This is a genomic window from Paenibacillus sabuli (assembly GCF_014705605.1).
Taxonomy (GTDB): Bacteria; Bacillota; Bacilli; order Paenibacillales; family Paenibacillaceae; genus Paenibacillus_D; species Paenibacillus_D sabuli.
This window is the reverse complement of sequence record NZ_JACXIZ010000050.1, coordinates 17,043-33,567: the sequence shown is the minus strand read 5'-3', so window position 1 is coordinate 33,567 and position 16,525 is coordinate 17,043. Positions and strand designations below refer to the sequence as shown.

The 16,525-nt window shown below is 56.6% G+C and carries 17 protein-coding genes; 13 read left to right on the top strand and 4 right to left on the bottom strand.

Going from position 1 to position 16,525, the window contains the following annotated elements; all coding sequences use genetic code 11:
- Both IDH44_RS22940 and IDH44_RS22935 read left to right on the top strand, forming a co-directional pair.
- On the top strand, nucleotides 1-550 hold a 550-nt coding region (locus IDH44_RS22940), incomplete at its 5' end, for a hypothetical protein (protein ID WP_190921164.1).
- 48 nt (nucleotides 551-598) lie between these two features.
- Entirely contained in the window at nucleotides 599-1,480 is an 882-nt protein-coding gene (locus tag IDH44_RS22935) for a LysR family transcriptional regulator (protein WP_190921163.1), read from the top strand.
- Nucleotides 1,481-1,593: 113 nt separating this feature from the next.
- Here IDH44_RS22935 and IDH44_RS22930 read toward each other — a convergent pair whose 3' ends face one another.
- Nucleotides 1,594-2,346: a GntR family transcriptional regulator gene (locus IDH44_RS22930; RefSeq protein ID WP_190921162.1), complete on the bottom strand. Its 753-nt coding sequence runs from the start codon at nucleotides 2,344-2,346 to the stop codon at nucleotides 1,594-1,596.
- A 307-nt stretch (nucleotides 2,347-2,653) separates the two neighbouring features.
- On the opposite strand from IDH44_RS22930, the gene IDH44_RS22925 reads away from it, so the two are divergent.
- The 10 genes from IDH44_RS22925 (at nucleotide 2,654) to IDH44_RS22880 (ending at nucleotide 13,120) form a co-directional block, all read left to right on the top strand.
- Nucleotides 2,654-3,103, top strand: coding sequence for a tripartite tricarboxylate transporter TctB family protein (locus IDH44_RS22925; protein WP_190921161.1), 450 nt, complete (start codon nucleotides 2,654-2,656; stop codon nucleotides 3,101-3,103).
- A 20-nt stretch (nucleotides 3,104-3,123) separates the two neighbouring features.
- Entirely contained in the window at nucleotides 3,124-4,605 is a 1,482-nt protein-coding gene (locus tag IDH44_RS22920) for a tripartite tricarboxylate transporter permease (protein WP_190921160.1), read from the top strand.
- Nucleotides 4,606-4,635: 30 nt separating this feature from the next.
- A complete protein-coding gene (locus IDH44_RS22915) occupies nucleotides 4,636-5,622 on the top strand; it encodes a Bug family tripartite tricarboxylate transporter substrate binding protein (RefSeq protein ID WP_190921159.1) in 987 nt (328 codons plus the stop codon).
- Nucleotides 5,623-5,764: 142 nt separating this feature from the next.
- Complete coding sequence (locus tag IDH44_RS22910; RefSeq protein WP_190921158.1) at nucleotides 5,765-7,237, top strand: sulfatase-like hydrolase/transferase; 1,473 nt, start codon at nucleotides 5,765-5,767, stop codon at nucleotides 7,235-7,237.
- A 19-nt stretch (nucleotides 7,238-7,256) separates the two neighbouring features.
- Nucleotides 7,257-8,150, top strand: coding sequence for an NAD(P)-dependent oxidoreductase (locus IDH44_RS22905; RefSeq protein ID WP_190921157.1), 894 nt, complete (start codon nucleotides 7,257-7,259; stop codon nucleotides 8,148-8,150).
- Between the two features lie 41 nt (nucleotides 8,151-8,191).
- Nucleotides 8,192-9,688: a lactate racemase domain-containing protein gene (locus IDH44_RS22900; protein WP_190921156.1), complete on the top strand. Its 1,497-nt coding sequence runs from the start codon at nucleotides 8,192-8,194 to the stop codon at nucleotides 9,686-9,688.
- Nucleotides 9,689-9,731: 43 nt separating this feature from the next.
- Nucleotides 9,732-10,541, top strand: coding sequence for an ATP-dependent sacrificial sulfur transferase LarE (gene larE / locus IDH44_RS22895; RefSeq protein WP_190921155.1), 810 nt, complete (start codon nucleotides 9,732-9,734; stop codon nucleotides 10,539-10,541).
- Nucleotides 10,538-11,218, top strand: a complete 681-nt coding sequence (gene larB, locus IDH44_RS22890) for a nickel pincer cofactor biosynthesis protein LarB (RefSeq protein WP_190921154.1) — start codon at nucleotides 10,538-10,540, stop codon at nucleotides 11,216-11,218. Before larE ends, larB begins: the two co-directional genes overlap by 4 nt.
- Nucleotides 11,219-11,259: 41 nt before the next feature.
- Nucleotides 11,260-12,201: a LarC family nickel insertion protein gene (locus IDH44_RS22885; RefSeq protein WP_263364417.1), complete on the top strand. Its 942-nt coding sequence runs from the start codon at nucleotides 11,260-11,262 to the stop codon at nucleotides 12,199-12,201.
- A gap of 13 nt (nucleotides 12,202-12,214) precedes the next feature.
- Complete coding sequence (locus IDH44_RS22880) at nucleotides 12,215-13,120, top strand: AEC family transporter (protein ID WP_190921152.1); 906 nt, start codon at nucleotides 12,215-12,217, stop codon at nucleotides 13,118-13,120.
- Nucleotides 13,121-13,200: 80 nt separating this feature from the next.
- Here IDH44_RS22880 and IDH44_RS22875 read toward each other — a convergent pair whose 3' ends face one another.
- Both IDH44_RS22875 and IDH44_RS22870 read right to left on the bottom strand, forming a co-directional pair.
- Nucleotides 13,201-13,440, bottom strand: a complete 240-nt coding sequence (locus IDH44_RS22875) for a hypothetical protein (RefSeq protein WP_397326832.1) — start codon at nucleotides 13,438-13,440, stop codon at nucleotides 13,201-13,203.
- Between the two features lie 271 nt (nucleotides 13,441-13,711).
- The gene (locus IDH44_RS22870) at nucleotides 13,712-14,005 is read right to left on the bottom strand and encodes a DUF3055 domain-containing protein (protein WP_190921151.1); all 294 of its coding nucleotides are present in this window, start codon (nucleotides 14,003-14,005) and stop codon (nucleotides 13,712-13,714) included.
- A gap of 269 nt (nucleotides 14,006-14,274) precedes the next feature.
- Between IDH44_RS22870 and IDH44_RS22865 the strand changes: the two genes are divergently transcribed.
- The gene (locus tag IDH44_RS22865) at nucleotides 14,275-14,649 is read left to right on the top strand and encodes a hypothetical protein (protein WP_190921150.1); all 375 of its coding nucleotides are present in this window, start codon (nucleotides 14,275-14,277) and stop codon (nucleotides 14,647-14,649) included.
- 116 nt (nucleotides 14,650-14,765) lie between these two features.
- Here IDH44_RS22865 and IDH44_RS22860 read toward each other — a convergent pair whose 3' ends face one another.
- Nucleotides 14,766-16,517 (bottom strand): extracellular solute-binding protein, encoded by a 1,752-nt coding sequence (locus IDH44_RS22860; protein ID WP_190921149.1) that lies wholly within the window; start codon nucleotides 16,515-16,517, stop codon nucleotides 14,766-14,768.
- Nucleotides 16,518-16,525 lie beyond the last annotated feature (8 nt).

Here is a 16,525-nt window from a genome sequence, read left to right as displayed (position 1 = left end):
CGCCTTGAAATCGAGCGTGTCCGGCGTTTCACATGCCGGACTTGATGCGCTCGATTTCGCGGAACGAAACTTGCTGCGCCGGAAAAAACGGCATGCTCGTTTCGCCTTGAAATCGAGCGTGTCCGGCGTTTCACATGCCGGACTTGATGCGCTCGATTTCGCGGAACGAAACTCGCTGCGCCGGAAAAGACGGCTTGCTCGTTTCGCCTTGAAATCGAGCGTGTCCGGCGTTTCACATGCCGGACTTGATGCGCTCGATTTCGCGGAACGAAACTTGCTGCGCCGGAAAAGACGGCTTGCTCGTTTCGCCTTGAAATCGAGCGTGTCCGGCGTTTCACATGCCGGACTTGATGCGCTCGATTTCGCGGAACGAAACTTGCTGCGCCGGAAAAAACGGCTTGCTCGTTTCGCCTTGAAATCGAGCGTGTCCGGCGTTTCACATGCCGGACTTGATGCGCTCGATTTCGCGGAACGAAACTTGCTGCGCCGGAAAAAACGGCTTGCTCGTTTCGCCTTGACACACTCAAGTATAATGATGACAGGGATATAAATGAAATGAATGATATGAATGACGGTCATAAAGAGAGGTAATGATAGCGTGCAGATCAATATGGAGTGGTATCGCGTGTTTTATTGGACGGCGCGACTGGGCGGTCTGACGAAGGCTGCAGAGCAACTCGCGATCACTCAGCCGGCGGTGTCGCACTCGCTGAAGCAGTTGGAGAGAGGGCTGAACCAGCAGTTGTTTTTTCGGACGAGCAAGGGGGTGACGCTGACGGCGGAGGGAGAAGCATTGCTGCATTATGTGGAGCAGGCGATGCATTTGCTGCAGGCAGGTGAGCAAAAGCTGACGGCGATGCAGCAGCTGGAGGCCGGCGAACTGACGATCGGGGCCGGCGATACGCTCTGCAGGCATTTTTTGTTGCAGCACCTAGAGAAATTTCATGCGGCTTATCCCGGTATTCGCATTCGCGTGACCAATCGCACCACGCCGGAGACGCTGGCGCTGCTGAAGCAAGGCAAGATCGATTTCGGCATTATCAATTTGCCCGCGACCGATGTCAAGGTGTTCGTACAGCAGAGCATATCGTTGCAGGATTGTCTGGTGGGAGGGAGCGCTTATCGGGAGATGGCCTCTCAAGGGATCGCGTTGGGCCAGCTGCAGCAGCTGCCGCTGCTCCTGCTGGAGCAGGGCGGTAGCACGCGAGCCTTTTTGGAAGGATACGCGCTGAATCACGGCGTACGCCTGCAGCCGGAATTCGAGCTGGGTAGTCTGGATTTGCTCGTCCAATTTGTCCGTAGCGGCTTCGGGGTGGCGTTTGTGACGCGCAATTATATTGCAGACTTACTGCAGGCGGAGGAGCTGTTCGAGATTCCGCTGACACCTGCGCTGCCGCCTCGCCATGTCGGCATCGCGACACTGGAGCAGGTGCCGCTTTCGGCAGCGGCGCAGTGTTTTTTGGCTTTTCTGAATTCGTGACCGCATAATCAGGGGCATTCCTTCTCGCTGGCGATACCCCTACCTCAGAATTGATCGGAGCGGCACGCGTGGCCGACCGCGGTTCATGAACAATCAGCCCTTCAAGTTAAGCATCAGCGCTTCAAATTAATGATGTAATGAAAATAATCGGGGCGGTACTTGGCATTGAGCAAGATGATGGGCTGGCCGCTGGTCGCCTTCGTGAGCCGTTCAATGTGCAGCAGCGCGTCCCGCTCTTCGATGTCCAGCATGTCGGCTTCTTCAGCAGTCGCATTGACGGCGGTGATCAGCTGGCTCGCCTCCTGGAGCGCGACGTGGAGCATCTGTTCAATGTAGAGATACATCGTGATGTTGTTCAGATCCTCCGCCTGCTCGAGCTTGGCTCCAATCTCCGGAATATAGAAGGAATGCTCGATTCCGATCGGCAGCTCGTCGGCGAACCGCAGCCGTTTCATTTCCCAGGCCACGTCGGTATTCAATTGCTTGCAGACGTCGCTTGGCGGGGAGGTGTTCATCGCCGTATGCAATACCTTGCCGCCCGGCGTGAAGCCCGTCGAGCGAATCGCCTCGGAGAAGCCCATCAGCTGCCCGACCCACTGCTCGGCCTTATTCGTTTTGATGAAGGTGCCGCGGCCGCGTTCGCGGGACAGCAGGCCTTCGTTGACAAGCGTTTTCAGAGCAGTTCGTACCGTAACTCGGCTGACGTTGAATTGTTTGGCAAGCTCGATTTCCGTCGGGATCTTCTCCTTCAGTCCGGGGCCGGGCTCGTGGAATAGCGTTTTCCGCAAAATTTCAGTCAATTGGTAGTGCAGCGGAATCGGACTGTTGTGATCCAGGGTATTTTCCAACTTTAAATGGTTCATCATATCTGATAGTACTCCCGTATATTCGTATTATTCAACATTCTACCATCTCCAACTCCATAATACAATTACATGTCGTATTGTTAGTACAATATGTTTTATTTGCTATTTTAGGTTGACAGCAATGGAACAATGAACTATGCTTGTGGTGAAATAAGTATCAATGTTAGAACAATATGAAAAGATATGTAACAAATCAAGCTGCGAAGGTCACGAATCATGAATCACAAGAAGTACGAATCATGAATCACAAGAAGTACGAATCATGAATCACAGGAAGTACAATCATGCATCACGAGGAGGTGAACAGATGAAGGATAAAGCCGCAACGTGTACGGTGTTGCTCCTGCTCACGCTGTTCGGTTGGGTGTACGCGATCTCGATTCGCGTGACGACAGCCGGAGGAATTCAGAACTCTACGATTGGGCCGGCTTATTTTCCAATGATTCTAGCCGTGCTGCTTACCGTCTTGTGCGCACTCAGTTTTCTGCAAACGGTACGCAAAAAAGAAAGCGCTAAATTGGAATTTCCTTTTTTCAGGTATATCCTGATAACGCTTGCAACCATTGTTTTGTTTTTGCTTTGCTGGCATTTCATCGGCCTGTTTTATGTCCTTTCGTTTTTATTTCTCATGGCCTTGTTTTTGATTTACCGCCGCAAGTTCAACACAAAACAAATCGTGTTCAACGCAGGGTTATCCGGTCTGATCGTTTTGATCATCTACCTTGTGTTTGAAGTTTCCATGTCGATCCCACTTTAAATCAAAGGGAGCAGTCTAGAATGGATATTTCTGCTTTGTTTTCCGAATTGTTTTCGCTTTCAACATTGTTGTTTATTTTGCTTGGCTCTTTTGTAGGGTTGGTGATGGGGGCATTGCCCGGTCTGGGCACGATGCTGGCGATTGTCATTCTGTTGCCCATTACCTATGTGATCTCGCCGCTGGGCTCGATCCTTATGCTGTTATCCGCCTACCAGTCCTCCGAGTATGGAGGCTCGATTTCCGCCATTATATTGGGGATTCCCGGCACGCCGGCCGCGGCGGCGACGGTGCTGGACGGGTATGCCCTGGCCAAGAACGAATCGCCGGGCAAAGCAATCAGCTACTCTCTGGTTGCAAGCACGATCGGCGGCATTTTCGGCGGACTGGTTTTGATTTTTTTATCAAAGCCATTGGCAACGTTTGCTTTACATTTATCGGATCCTGAATTTTTTCTGATTTGCATCATTGGCGTCATCGCGGTCGGGATGCTCAGCACCAAGGACAAGCTGAAAAGCTTGATCTCGGTCGTGATCGGCTTGATGCTCGGTACAATCGGCATGGATTTGTTTACCGGCAAGATGAGGTTTACGCTGGATCGCCCCGAGCTCTCGGATGGCATCAATATCGTGGCGCTGATGATCGGGGTATTCGCATTTTCCGAGATTCTGTCCATGCTGGAGGAAGGGCCGGACAAGCGGCATCAATTCGACAAAAAAAGTCTAAAGGGCGGCTTGACCTGGAAAGAATTGAAGGGGGTGAGAAAACCGATTACAATCGGCTCGGTGATCGGGTCGGTCGTCGGCATTTTCCCCGGATTGGGCGTGGCGGCCTCGTCGTGGTTCAGCTACATGGCGGCCAAGCGCTTTTCCAAAGACAAGGAGAAGTTCGGCAAAGGAAGTCCGGAGGGCATTGCCGGTCCGGAGTCGGCCAATAACGCTACCGTGGGCGGCTCTCTGGTCCCGCTATTGTCGCTTGGCATCCCGGGCTCGCCGGCGATTGCGGTGGTGATGGGCGCGTTCATCATTCACGGCATACAGCCGGGCCCGCTCGTGTTTTCAAGTGAGAAAACGCTCGTCTACGGCATTTTTTACGGCTTTATCATCACTACAATTGTGATGTATCTATTAGGGCGGCTGTTGACCCCCCTGTTTGTCAAAGCAATCGTAGTGCCGTATTCGTACTTGATTCCGATTATCGTACTCTTGCTTATGGTGGGAATTTATTCTTCCAAGCAACTGATGTTTGAAATTGTCTTGGCGCTTGTGCTGGGGGTTGCCTGTTACGTGTTGAAGAAGCTGGAGTTTTCGTTGCCGTCGATCGTACTGGCTTTTGTGCTCGGTCCGATTATGGAGGAAAGCCTGCGGCGCACATTGAGCATTTCGCAAGGCAGTTACAGCATTTTTTTCACACGTACGTATTCCGTCGCTTTGCTGATTGTGATTGCGGCTTTGATCGCGGTGCCGTTGCTCAAAAAGGGCAACCTTTTCAAAACAAAGAATTAAAGAACTTAAAGAACATTGGGGGAAACGAACATGAAATGGAATCGTTTGACGGTATGGATCGCTGTACTGGCCGGCGTGCTGGCCGTAGCGGGCTGCTCGGGCGGCAAGACGGAGGATGCGGGCAAGTATCCGAGCAAGCCGATTACGTGGGTCGTTGCTTATCCGGCAGGGGGAGCGCCCGATCTGCCGGCTCGCACGCTGCAACCGTATGTGGAGAAATATTTGCCGAACAACGGCAAGCTGTCGATCGTGAACAAGGGAGGCAGCGGCGGCACGATCGGCATGACGGAGGTGTTCAAGGCAAAGCCGGACGGCTATACGATCGGGACGGCGGCGGCGGCGGCCATTACCAATTTGCCGTTGCTAGGCGACACGCCCTATCAATATGACGAGCTCGAACCGCTGTTGAACTATGTGAAAGCGGCGCAATTCCTGGTGGTGCCGGCTGACGCGCCGTATGACAATTTCGACGAATGGCTGGCCTACGCGAGCGAACATCCCGAGGAATTCACGTACGGGGTGGCCGGCAACGCCAACGCGCAGCACGTCGCGATGGAGAATTTTGCCAATCAGGCGGACGTTCAGATTCGAGCGATCACGTACAAAGGCGAAAACGAAATTCTGACCAACCTGCTCGGCAAGCAAATTAAGGGAGGTATTCTAAACCATGCGCTGGCGTACGAGCATGTGAAGGCCGGAACGCTCAAGCTAATCGTGAATATTACCGGCGTCAAGCCCGATTATGCTGCCGATATTCCGACGTTCAAGGAGCTCGGATACGATGTGGAAGCGAACTTCTTCAATGGCTTGTTCGTCCCGCTGGAGACGCCGGAAGAACTGAAAACGATTCTGCAGGATGCGTTCAAGCAAGCGCTGGAGGATCCTGAGCTGCTGGCCAAGTTCGAGGAGCTGCAATTGATTCCAAGCTATCTCGGGCCGGAGGAATTCAAGCAAGAGATCGAGCGAGATACGGAGAGCAACCGGGAGACCTTGAAGATGATGGGCTTGATTCAATAAGCAACGACAAGTAAAGTCGGGAGCGAAAAAACGCGTGCGGCCAGACTAGACGGGACGAAATCTGGCCGTATTGCTAAATTTCCTATTGTTAGAACAATAGATCAAATTATATGAAATGAATGGTCAGGAAAGGATGTAAACAATGGCAGCAAGCAAACAACCGAACATTCTGGTGCTAATGACAGACGAACAATCGCCGCAGGTATCCGAAGTGTACGGGCATCCTTACGTGAAAACGCCCAATATGCAGCGACTGGCCGAATCCGGCGTTGTATTTGACCAAGCGTACAGCGATTCTCCGTTATGTACGCCGCAGCGCGCTTCCTTTATGACCGGCCTGCAGGTGCATCGTCATGAAGTGTGGGACAACGGCGTCCCGCTGCGCAGCGATATCCCTACATTTGCCCATATGCTGACCTATGCCGGTTACGAGACGATTCTTTCGGGGAAAATGCATTTTGTAGGCGCCGATCAGTTGCACGGCTTCCATCGTCGGTTAACGCCGGATTGCAATTATCCGGGCATCGTGGCGCAAGATTGGGACAAAAGCTGTACGCCGTTTCCGGGAGGCGGCACGGGTGTGCGTCTGCAGGAAGCCGGACCGAGAACGGAGTCGGTGCTCAAGTCCTTTGACGATCAGGTCGAATCGCAGTCGCGTTCTTATTTGCAATCCTATGCCGATGGCGATCAGGAGAAGCCTTTTGCGCTGGTCTCATCCTTTATCGCGCCTCATTTTCCTTTGACGCCGTCGCCGGAATATTTCGAGCTGTACAAGGACATCGCGACCTTGCCGGAGCCGCGTCCGGATGATGCCAGTCCGGATCATCCCGCGATGGAGCGTCTGCGTGCCTTTTTCAATTTCGGGGACGTCGATCCCGAGACCTTGCTGCGCGCGCGCGCGGCGTTATTCGGCCTCATCACGGAGACGGACGCCCGGATCGGCCGATTGCTGGACACGATCGCCCAGCTGGATCTTTCCCGTCCTACAGTCATCATTTTTACGTCGGATCACGGCGATATGATGGGAGAGCATGAGCTATGGTGGAAATCCTCCTTTTACGAAGAGTCGGTGCGCGTGCCACTGATCATCTCCTGTACGGACCCGACATGGTTCAAGCCGCATCGCCAGTCGATGCCGGTCACGCTGATCGATGTGACGCGCACGATTATCGGATTGTCGGGCAGCGATGCAGATACGAGCGAGCTGGACGGCATGGATCTGACGCCCATTCTGCAAGGCGGCCCCGCGGTGCCCGATCGACTGATCCGGAGCCAGTATCATGCCCATGGCACCGGGCGGTCGATGGCAATGGTGCGGCAAGGGCGCTACAAGCTGAATTACGTGGCGGGCGAACCGTACCAGCTCTTTGACCTGCAGGACGATCCGCATGAATGGTACGATCGCAGCCAGGACCCGGCGCTGCGGCACGTCAGCGAGGCACTGTTGCCGCACGCTACGGCGGGCTGGCCGGAGGATATCGAGGACCGCGTGAAGTCCAGTCTAAAGAAGCGAAAGCTGATTCAGGAGGCGGACCAGCAGGCGGGGGTCTCCGTGGACGAGCTATGGATTGATGTCGGCGCGGACCGGGGCTGGTCCTGGGATACGCACCAATAAGAGAGGGGATGGAACAGGCATGGAGCAAAACAAACGCGTTGGTCTGATCGGCGTGGGCACGATGGGGAAATGCATGCTGGAGCGGTTGATCGCAGCCGATTACGAGGTCGTGGCGTACGATGCGTACGCCCCTGCGAGGACGTATGCCAGTGAAAAGGGCGCAGCGATCGCTGCCGATCCGCAGGATCTGGCAAACCGGGTCACACTTATTCTGATGTCGCTTCCGAATGCCAACATTATTATGGATGTGATCAGCGGGGAGCGCGGCTTGATGAGCGCGCTCACGGCCGAGCACATTGTGGTCGATACGAGCACGGTCAGCCCGGGCGCATCCCAGCAGGGAGCGCGGCTCCTGGCGGCCAGGGGAGCAAGCTATGTCGACACTTCGATCCTGGGGCGGCCTAGCGCAGTCGGCAATTGGTTGCTGCCGGCCGGCGGCAGCGAAGCGGCGATCGCGGTGGCTACGCCTGTCCTGCTGACCTTTGCCAAGCGCGTCGTCCGCGTCGGCGAGGTCGGCGCCGGCAATGCCCTGAAGCTGTTGAATCAATTAATGTTCTCCGTCATTAACGGCGTCAGCGCGGAGGTCATGGCGTTGACCGATGCGATCGGAGTCGACAAAAAAGCGTTCTACGAGGTGGTCGCAAGCAGCGACGCGGCGACAGTAAGCGGATTGTTCCGAGAGACGGCGAAGCGGATCGTACACGAGCAGTACGACGATCCGACCTTTACGATTGAATTGCTGTGCAAGGACGCCGGCCTCGGTATCGAAATGGCGAAGGAAGCCGGAGTCACGCCGCTCATTGCCGGATTTGTACAAATGCTCAATGAAAATGCGAAAGGAAAAGGGCTGGGCAAGCAGGACACGAGCGCTTTGGCCAAAGTGTTTCAAGAGCATTATCGGCCCATCGGGTAGCTGGACGCTATAATCGAATTCGGACAGGGAAGGATGAGAAGATGAAAAAGCTTGCATTTGAATACGGCCATGGCTTGATGGAAGCCAACTTGCCGGAGGATACCGATGTTTTCATACCGGGCGAAACGATTCCCGATCCGCCCCATATTCCGGGCGACGAGGTCTATGACAGAACGCTGCAATCGATCCGCCATCCGATCGGCATGGACCCGCTCTCCAAATTGGCGCGCAAGGGCTCGAAGGTGACGATTATTTTCCCCGACCGCGTCAAGGGGGGCGAGCACGAGACGGCGCACCGCAAGGTGGCGATGCGCATTGTACTGGACGAATTATATGGAGCAGGCGTGCAAAAGGAAGATATTTTATTGATCTGCTCGAACGGGCTGCACAGCAAAAATACAGAAAAGGAAATTCGCGGGATACTGGGCGACAAATTGTTTTATGAATTTTGGAATTCCAACCAGATATTGAACCATGACAGCGAGGATTACGATCATCTGGTCGATCTGGGCACGACCGGGCGCGGCGATCCGGTCATCATGAATAAATATGTGTACGACAGCGATGTCGCCATTCTGATCGGACACACCCAAGGCAATCCGTACGGCGGCTATTCTGGCGGATACAAGCATTGCGCGACCGGGATTACGCACTGGCGCTCGATTGCGTCGCACCACGTGCCCAAGGTGATGCATCGGCCGGACTTCGTGCCGGTCAGCAATCAATCCTTGATGCGGACCAAGTTCGACGAAATCGGCGAGCACATGGAACAGCAAATGGGCAAAAAATTCTTCTGCTGCGATGCGGTCCTGGATACCAAGTCGAGACAGATCGAGATTTTTTCCGGCCATGCCAAAGCGATGCAGCCGCGCGCCTTCGCCGTCGCCAACAAACGGACGTACGTCCCGTTCGCAGAAAAAAAATACGATGTGCTGGTGTTTGGCATGCCGCAGTTTTTCCATTACGGCGACGGCATGGGGACCAACCCGATTATGCTGATGCAGGCGCTGTCGGCGCAGATTATCCGGCACAAGCGCATTTTGAGCGATCGCTGCGTGATCATCTGTTCTTCGTCGTGCAACGGCTTTTTCAACGAGGATCTATGGCCGTACCTGCGCGAATTGTATGACATGTTCCAGCAAGGGCGAAGAAATGTACTGACCGATATGAACCAGTACGGCGAGTACTTCTCCGCGCGGGAAGAATATATTCAGAAGTATCGCTTTGCTCACGCGTTTCATCCGTTCCACGGGTTTTCGATGATGTCGTGCGGCCATCTGGCGGAGAAGAACACTGCGGCGATTTATTTGGTCGGCGCGGAGCAGCCCGGATTCGCCAGAGGCATGGGGTTGAAGACGCGGGCGACGTTTGAAGAAGCGCTGGAGGACGCCAAGCGAAAATTTGTCGGGGAGCAGCCGAACATCCTGGCGCTGCCCAGAGCCTTCAAAACGGCGGCCGTTCACTTGACGATGCAAGACGAAGCGCCGGATGCGCCGGCGATGCCGCACCAGCACGAACATGGGCACGGGTGTGGGTGACAGCGACACGTCAACCAGAGAGGGAAGGGCAGGTGATCCGCCAATGGTAGGGGACAAGTACGAGCGGCTGAAGCGTCTATTGCGCGAAATGGAGAGCGTCGTGGTCGCCTTTTCGGGCGGCGTCGATAGCACGTTGCTGTTGAAGGCCGCGATCGATGCGCTGGGCGAGGAAAAGGTGCTCGCGGTCACGGCCGATTCGGAAACATATCCTTCGCGCGAGCTGGAGGCGGCGAAGTCGATTGCGGCCGAGCTGAATGTGCGTCACAAGGTGCTCCAGACGTCTGAATTGGCATTGCCGGGATACGCCGAAAACAACAGCAACCGCTGCTATTTTTGCAAGAAGGGACTATTCGCCGAGCTCATGCCGGTCCTGCGGCAAGCCGGGTTCAAGCAGGTCGTATACGGACTGATCGCCGACGACATGAGCGAGCATCGACCGGGTACGAAGGCCGCCAAGCAATTCGGCGTACGGGGCCCGCTACAGGAGGTCGGATTGGCCAAGGAAGATATCCGGGCGTTGGCCAAGGCGCTGGGACTCTCCAATTGGAACAAGCCCTCGTACGCGTGCTTGTCGTCCCGCATCGCCTACGGGGAGACGATTACAGTGGAAAAGTTGACCAAAGTCGAGAAATCCGAAGCCTTTTTGATGGAACTGGGCATTGCGCAGGTGCGCGTACGCACACATGGGGACATGGCGCGAATCGAGGTGGAGGAAGCGGCGCTCCCGACCATATGGGCGCATAAAACCGAAATTCACGAGGCCTTGCACACGTTCGGATATCGCTATGTAACCGTTGATTTGCTCGGATATGTCAGCGGCAGCATGAACAAAGCGTTGGTTGGTCGGTCATGAGAAAAACCTTTGAGGATCTGGAATTCAGCAAAGTCGATATTGGCCGGGAGCAGCGAACCGGTCATCCGGAGGTCATTTTTGGCCAAGGCAAAACCGTCGAGCACGTCGTGCGCATCTTTGCGACCCTGGTCGAAGCGCATGGCCGTGCGATGGTGACGCGAGCTACGAGGGACATGGCCGAGGCTGTCCGGGCCAGCTATGCACAAGCGCGATACGATGCCGTCTCGGGCCTGATTACCTGCGGTGTCCGCGGCAAATTCGACGGCAAGGCGCTCGTGCTCAGTGCGGGCACATCGGATATCCCGATTGCGGAGGAAGCGGTCGGCACCGCGGATTGGCTCGGCTGTCACGTGGAGAAAAGATACGACGTCGGCGTTGCGGGAATCGATCGATTGCTGGCCTACCGGGATCAAATCGCAGAGGCGAGCGTCGTGATCGTGGTCGCGGGCATGGAAGGCGCGCTGGCAAGCGTTGTCGGAGGGATGACGCGCCGTCCGGTCATTGCGGTCCCGACTTCGATCGGCTATGGCGCCCATTTCCAAGGCTTGACGCCGCTGCTGGGCATGCTGACCTCGTGTGCGGCAGGGGTGTCGGTGGTCAACATCGACAATGGATTCGGCGCAGGCTATAATGCCTCGACCATTCTACAACTGATGACGGAGGCGAAGCGATCGTGAAGACCGTCTATCTGGATTGTTCATTCGGAATTGCGGGCGATATGGCCCTGGCGGCCTTGCTCGATCTGGGGGCCGATCGGGATGCCATCACGGCCCAGTTGAAGGAATTGCCCATTGATGCCTTCGAATGGCGTACCCGCAATGTGATGAAGTGCGGGATGCGCGGCTTGCATCTCGATGTAATCCTGCCTGGCGACGCGCCGTCTGCAAGAGCGCCTCACAGCGAGCATGGCCATGAGCATGCGGCACATCTGCCCCATTCGCATGCTTCCCATGACGATGAGGCTGTTCATGCTGACGCGGATGGCGGTGGGGATGACGGTACGCATGACCACGTGCATGACCACGTGCATGACCACGCGCATCAGCACATGCATGACCACGTGCATGACCACGGGCAAGACCACACGCATCAGCACGGACATGTACACGGGCAAGACCACGCGCACGGACATGACCACGCACACCAGCACGCGCATCGCAGTGCCAAGACGATCCTGGCGATGATCGAAGCCGGCCCGCTGCCGCCGCGTGTCCAGGAACGGAGCCGCCGCATCTTTCAGGCGATCGCCGCAGCGGAAGCCAAGATCCACCACATGCCGGTTGACGAGGTCCATTTTCACGAGGTCGGGGCCATGGACTCGATCATCGATATTATCGGCTTCTGTCTGGCATTGGAGTCGTTGCAGGTTGACCGCATTCTGGCCGGCCCGCTCGCGCTCGGGCACGGGTACGTGCATATGGCGCACGGCCTCTATCCGGTCCCGGCCCCGGCAACCTCGGAGATCGCGACCGGCCTGTTGCTCTCGTCTTTTCAAGCGAATGGCGAGCTGACGACCCCTACGGGCGCGGGTATTGTCAAGGCGCTGGCCGTGCAGAGCGAAGGGCTCCCTCCGGATGTGATTCGGAAGATCGGCTACGGGGCAGGAACGAAGGATTTCGAGCATCCCAATATTATGCGCGCTTTTTTGCTGGAGCGTTGAGGGGCTGTACGCATTGGAAAGCTTGAATGTGCAATTTATGTACGCCGTGATGATTATTGCGCTCGGCTATGTCCTGAAGCGGCTTCATGTCTTTCGGGAGCAGGACGGCGAAGGGCTGGCCCGAATCGTATTTAATGTGACGTTGCCCGCGCTGATCCTCTCCACCTTTCACGAGGTGGTCATGGACAGGGCATTGATTTTGCTGGTCGCAAGCGGATTTTTATACGGCGTGCTTACCGCGCTGCTTGGTCTTGCCGTGTTTCGCAAGCAGCCGAGGCGGGTGCGGGGCATGCTCGCCATGATGGTCCCCGGCGTCAACGTCGGGCTTTTTGCTTACCCGCTGGTGGAAGGCATATGGGGACAAGAAGGGCTGAAATATTTCGGTATGTTCGATGTAGGCAATGCGTTTATCGTCTTTGGCGTCTGCTATTTTATCGGCAGCTTTTTTGCCGCCGGCAAGCTGCACTGGAAGAGCATCCCGGTCAAAATGGTCAAGTCGATTCCTTTTATGACCTATGTCACAGTATGCTTGTTGAATCTGATTGGCCTCTCGCTCCCGACCTTTTTGCTGCAAGGCTCGGCGATGATCGCGCATGCCAATATGCCGATGGCGCTGCTGCTGCTCGGGATCTATCTGAATTTTCGTTTTGACCGAAGCCAGACCGTGCTTTTGTTTCGGTTCATCGGCTTGCGCTACGGTGTGGGGCTGGCGCTCGGAGCGTTGCTGTTCTGGACGCTTCCGTTTGAACCGATGTTCAGGTATACATTGGCGATCAGCTTCATTTTGCCCGTATCGCTTTCCGCTTTGCCGTATTCGGTGGAGTTCGATTATGATCGCAAATTTGTCGGCAGCGCGTCGAATCTCTCGATTGTACTCAGCTTTTTGCTCGTCTGGCTGATCGGCAATCTGGCGGTGTAGAGCGTCACAGGAAGAAAGAAGGCCAACCCCGGCTGGTCCGCTCAGGACCTGCATCATCAAGGTTGGCTTTTTTCCTTATCTCATTGCGAGTTGTGCCCTTGCTCGCCCTTGGCGTCGTAGGGCTCGCCCTGGTCGCCCGGGTATTCGCGTTCGAGACCGTCGTGCAGCTCGCGGTTCTCATAGTCGAAGCGATTGGCGGGGCGCTGATCCTCGCGCCAGGCGCGCTTGCCCAGACCGTCGCTAACGCGGTCGGCGCCGTACGGTCCCTCGGGGAATTCCTCGGGGATGAGATCGTTGCGCTGCGATTCCACCGTCGCCAGATCGGTGTAGCGCTGGCGGTCCTCTTCTACCCAGCCGTCCGCCGTCTCGGGATCGCCCGGCGCGCCGGGCGCCCCGCGCAGCCGGGACGAATGCGCGGGGCGGTCGCTCTGCAGGGGGGCGTCTATGTGCGCGGCAGACGCTTCGTTGCGCAGCGCTTGATCCGCGCCGGGCTGCTGCTTGTCGAGCTTGTCGTGCTCATTATGCTCGTCCATTCCTGCTGCACCTCCATGTACGGCTGTCGTTGCCTGTTCCGTACACAGTGTGCCCCGCTCAATCGGTAAAATTCACCGTGCCGACGACGAGCAGCAAAAACTGCTTCAGCTCCTCGGCTTCCTCCTCGGACAGCTTGAACGTATGCTCCAGGTAGCCGTCCTCCTCCAGATCGTCGGGCCCGATGATGGCGGTCTTGCCGGCTTGCAGGTCGGTGACGAGCTTTTTGCCGTAGAATCGGTTGCTTGCGGTGACCGCCAGATCGAACCGCTTGAGGCCGGGCGTAATGAAGGTCACAAAGCGGGTCGAGGTCTCCTCGGTCGTATCGGACATAAAATCGTAATCGGGCAGCATGGTCAGTCCCCCTTGGTCGGCATTGTATCGTCTTATTATACATGAATTGATCGACCGCTACGAATTGGTTGATTCGAATGGGCGTAAGGCTGCAGATAGACGAATCGGGTGATCTTGAGAGTGCGTGAAGCCGCATATAAGTCCATTACATATAGGTCACCTGATGAAATCGAGCATAGTGGGACATCCTAGCAGTTGGAAGGCGGCCGTCCGAGCACCAAGCAACATGGCTGCCGATACACCGCGCGCAAGCGAAGGAGGAGAGCAACGTGAATCAACCATTCGAAGGAAATTCGCAATCGCAGCAGGCGACCAGCCAAGGGATGAGCTATCAGCAATTCCAGGACCAGGTGCGTCAGCGCCAGGAGCAGGAGCGCCAGATGGCGCAGCAGGCGCTGCGCAGCGCCGGCCTCGACCCGCGCTCGCAGCAGGTGAGCCAATTCCTGCAGGAGCTGCGCCAGGTGGGGGAAGAGCTCAATAATGCCGAGAACCAGCTCGTCACGCAGATGGACGCGCAGATGCGCCAGGTCAAAAAAATTGCCCGGCGCCTGGAGCAGGCGGAGGGACAATTGAAAAAGCTGTTGGCGGCTCCGCCGCAAGCGGAAGCTCAATCCGCGCAGGGCACAACTTCGTACCTGCAATAGGAAGAGGCGCCGGACGGGGATGTGTGAGATGCCTTGATTTGCCCCGTCTAATGGACCATTCTTGTCTGTTAGACGGGGCATCTTTGCAGTTCGCGCTTGTAACGGTCAAAAATGTTTTATGAATTGACCTCGTCGTACCAGTCGTTCATTTCCTGGGTAATTTTGTCGCCGCCCTCGGCCTTCCACTTCTCCACGAACCGGTCGAATTCGTCGAGCGGCAGCTCGCCGTAAATAATCTTGACGAACGTCTCCGACTCCATCTGCTGCAGGCGGTCCCAGCGTGTCTTCATCGTATCGGTGAGGCCGATGCCGTAATCGTACACATTGATGTCGCGCTGCGACTTGGCGACCGCTCCGGCCTTGAGGTACATCTCTCCGAGCGAGTAGCTGTAGCGCTCGAACGCCGTCTCCGGCGCCTTGCCCTCGTACAGTGCGGTCAGCGTATCCTGATACTGGTACGGCGCGATCGGTCGCTGGCTGTTGTACAGGAAGTAATGATGCACCGAGATCTGGCCGCCTGGAATGTCGCTGCCGTTGACGACCTTGCCGTCAATGATGTCGTAATCATAGCCCTGGAAGTAGCCGTTCTCGTACTTCGGGTTGTCCGCGTTCCAGTATTCGAACAGGTTGTTGAGATACAGGATGAGCGCCTCGGGATGCTCGAAGTCCTTGTTGACCAGGACGACGCCGGCATTGAATGGCTTGCCCCAGCGGGCCGCCGAGCCATCCGGACCGGTAGGGGCCGGGATCACGTCATACTCTGCGCCCGGCACGTTCTGCGCCAGATTCGGCAGCGGATATACGGGCAACCATACCTCGCCTGCGATCATGCCGGCGCGTCCGGAGTTGAACAGCTCGTACGTCTTCTGCCGGTCGTAGATACCGGACTCGGGGTGAAGGTAGCCCTTCTCCTTCCATTCCTTGAGCTTGGCCAGCGCGGGCTTGATCTCGGGCAGCGTCGAGCCGTAGACGAGGCTGCCGTCGTCTTGCTTCATCCAGATTCCGGGAATTGCGCCGAATGCGCCGTAGATCATATTGGCGTCGCCGCGGCCGACGTTGCTGCCCAGACTGAAGGAGAAGCCGTACGTGTCATCCTTGCCGTTGCCGTCGGGGTCCTGCGTCTTGAACGCCTCCATCACGGTCTCCATCTCGGCAATGGTGGATGGCGCGTCCAGCCCGACGGCATCGAGCCAGTCGTTACGAATGTACAGGACGTTGTCGTTGTGATCTCCGGCGGCGATGATCGGCAGTCCGTAGTAGTCGCCATCCTTGTAGACGGGGTACCAGATTGACGGATCGCGATTGTACGCCGCCTTGACGATGTCGCTGGCATGCGCGTCGAACACATCGCCGATCGGCTGCACCAGCCCGGAGTCGATCAGCTCCGAGGCGAGCTGCATGTCGCCGACGACGAGCACGTCGGGCAGCGGCTCGCCGGCGGACAGCGCCAGCCGCAGCTTGGTGATATAGTTGTCGCCCTCCTGCACCGACCACAGTGTATCCAGGTTGATGCCCATCTCCTCGCGCATCCAGTCGGTGTGCACATTATTCGCGATATCCTCGCCATCGCGGAATGCGAACGAGCCGCTGACCCAGCGCGCGGTCGTCATCGTGATCGCCGGGTCGAACTTCTCGCCCGGCAGCAGCCGCTGCCCTGCGTCTTCGCCGTCGTCCGTGTTGCCCGCGTCTGCGGAGCCCGTGTCCGCGCCGCTATTGCCGCTGCCTGCAGACTCCGTCATGCCCGGCGTACGTTCGGGCTTGCTTGCGCCGGGGGCGTCGCCGCCGCTGCATGCGGCGGCCGTGACTGTCAGCGCCGTCAGCAGCAGGAGCTGCGCGGCCGCCTTGCCCGATTTTCCAAGTTGCTTCATTCGTGTTC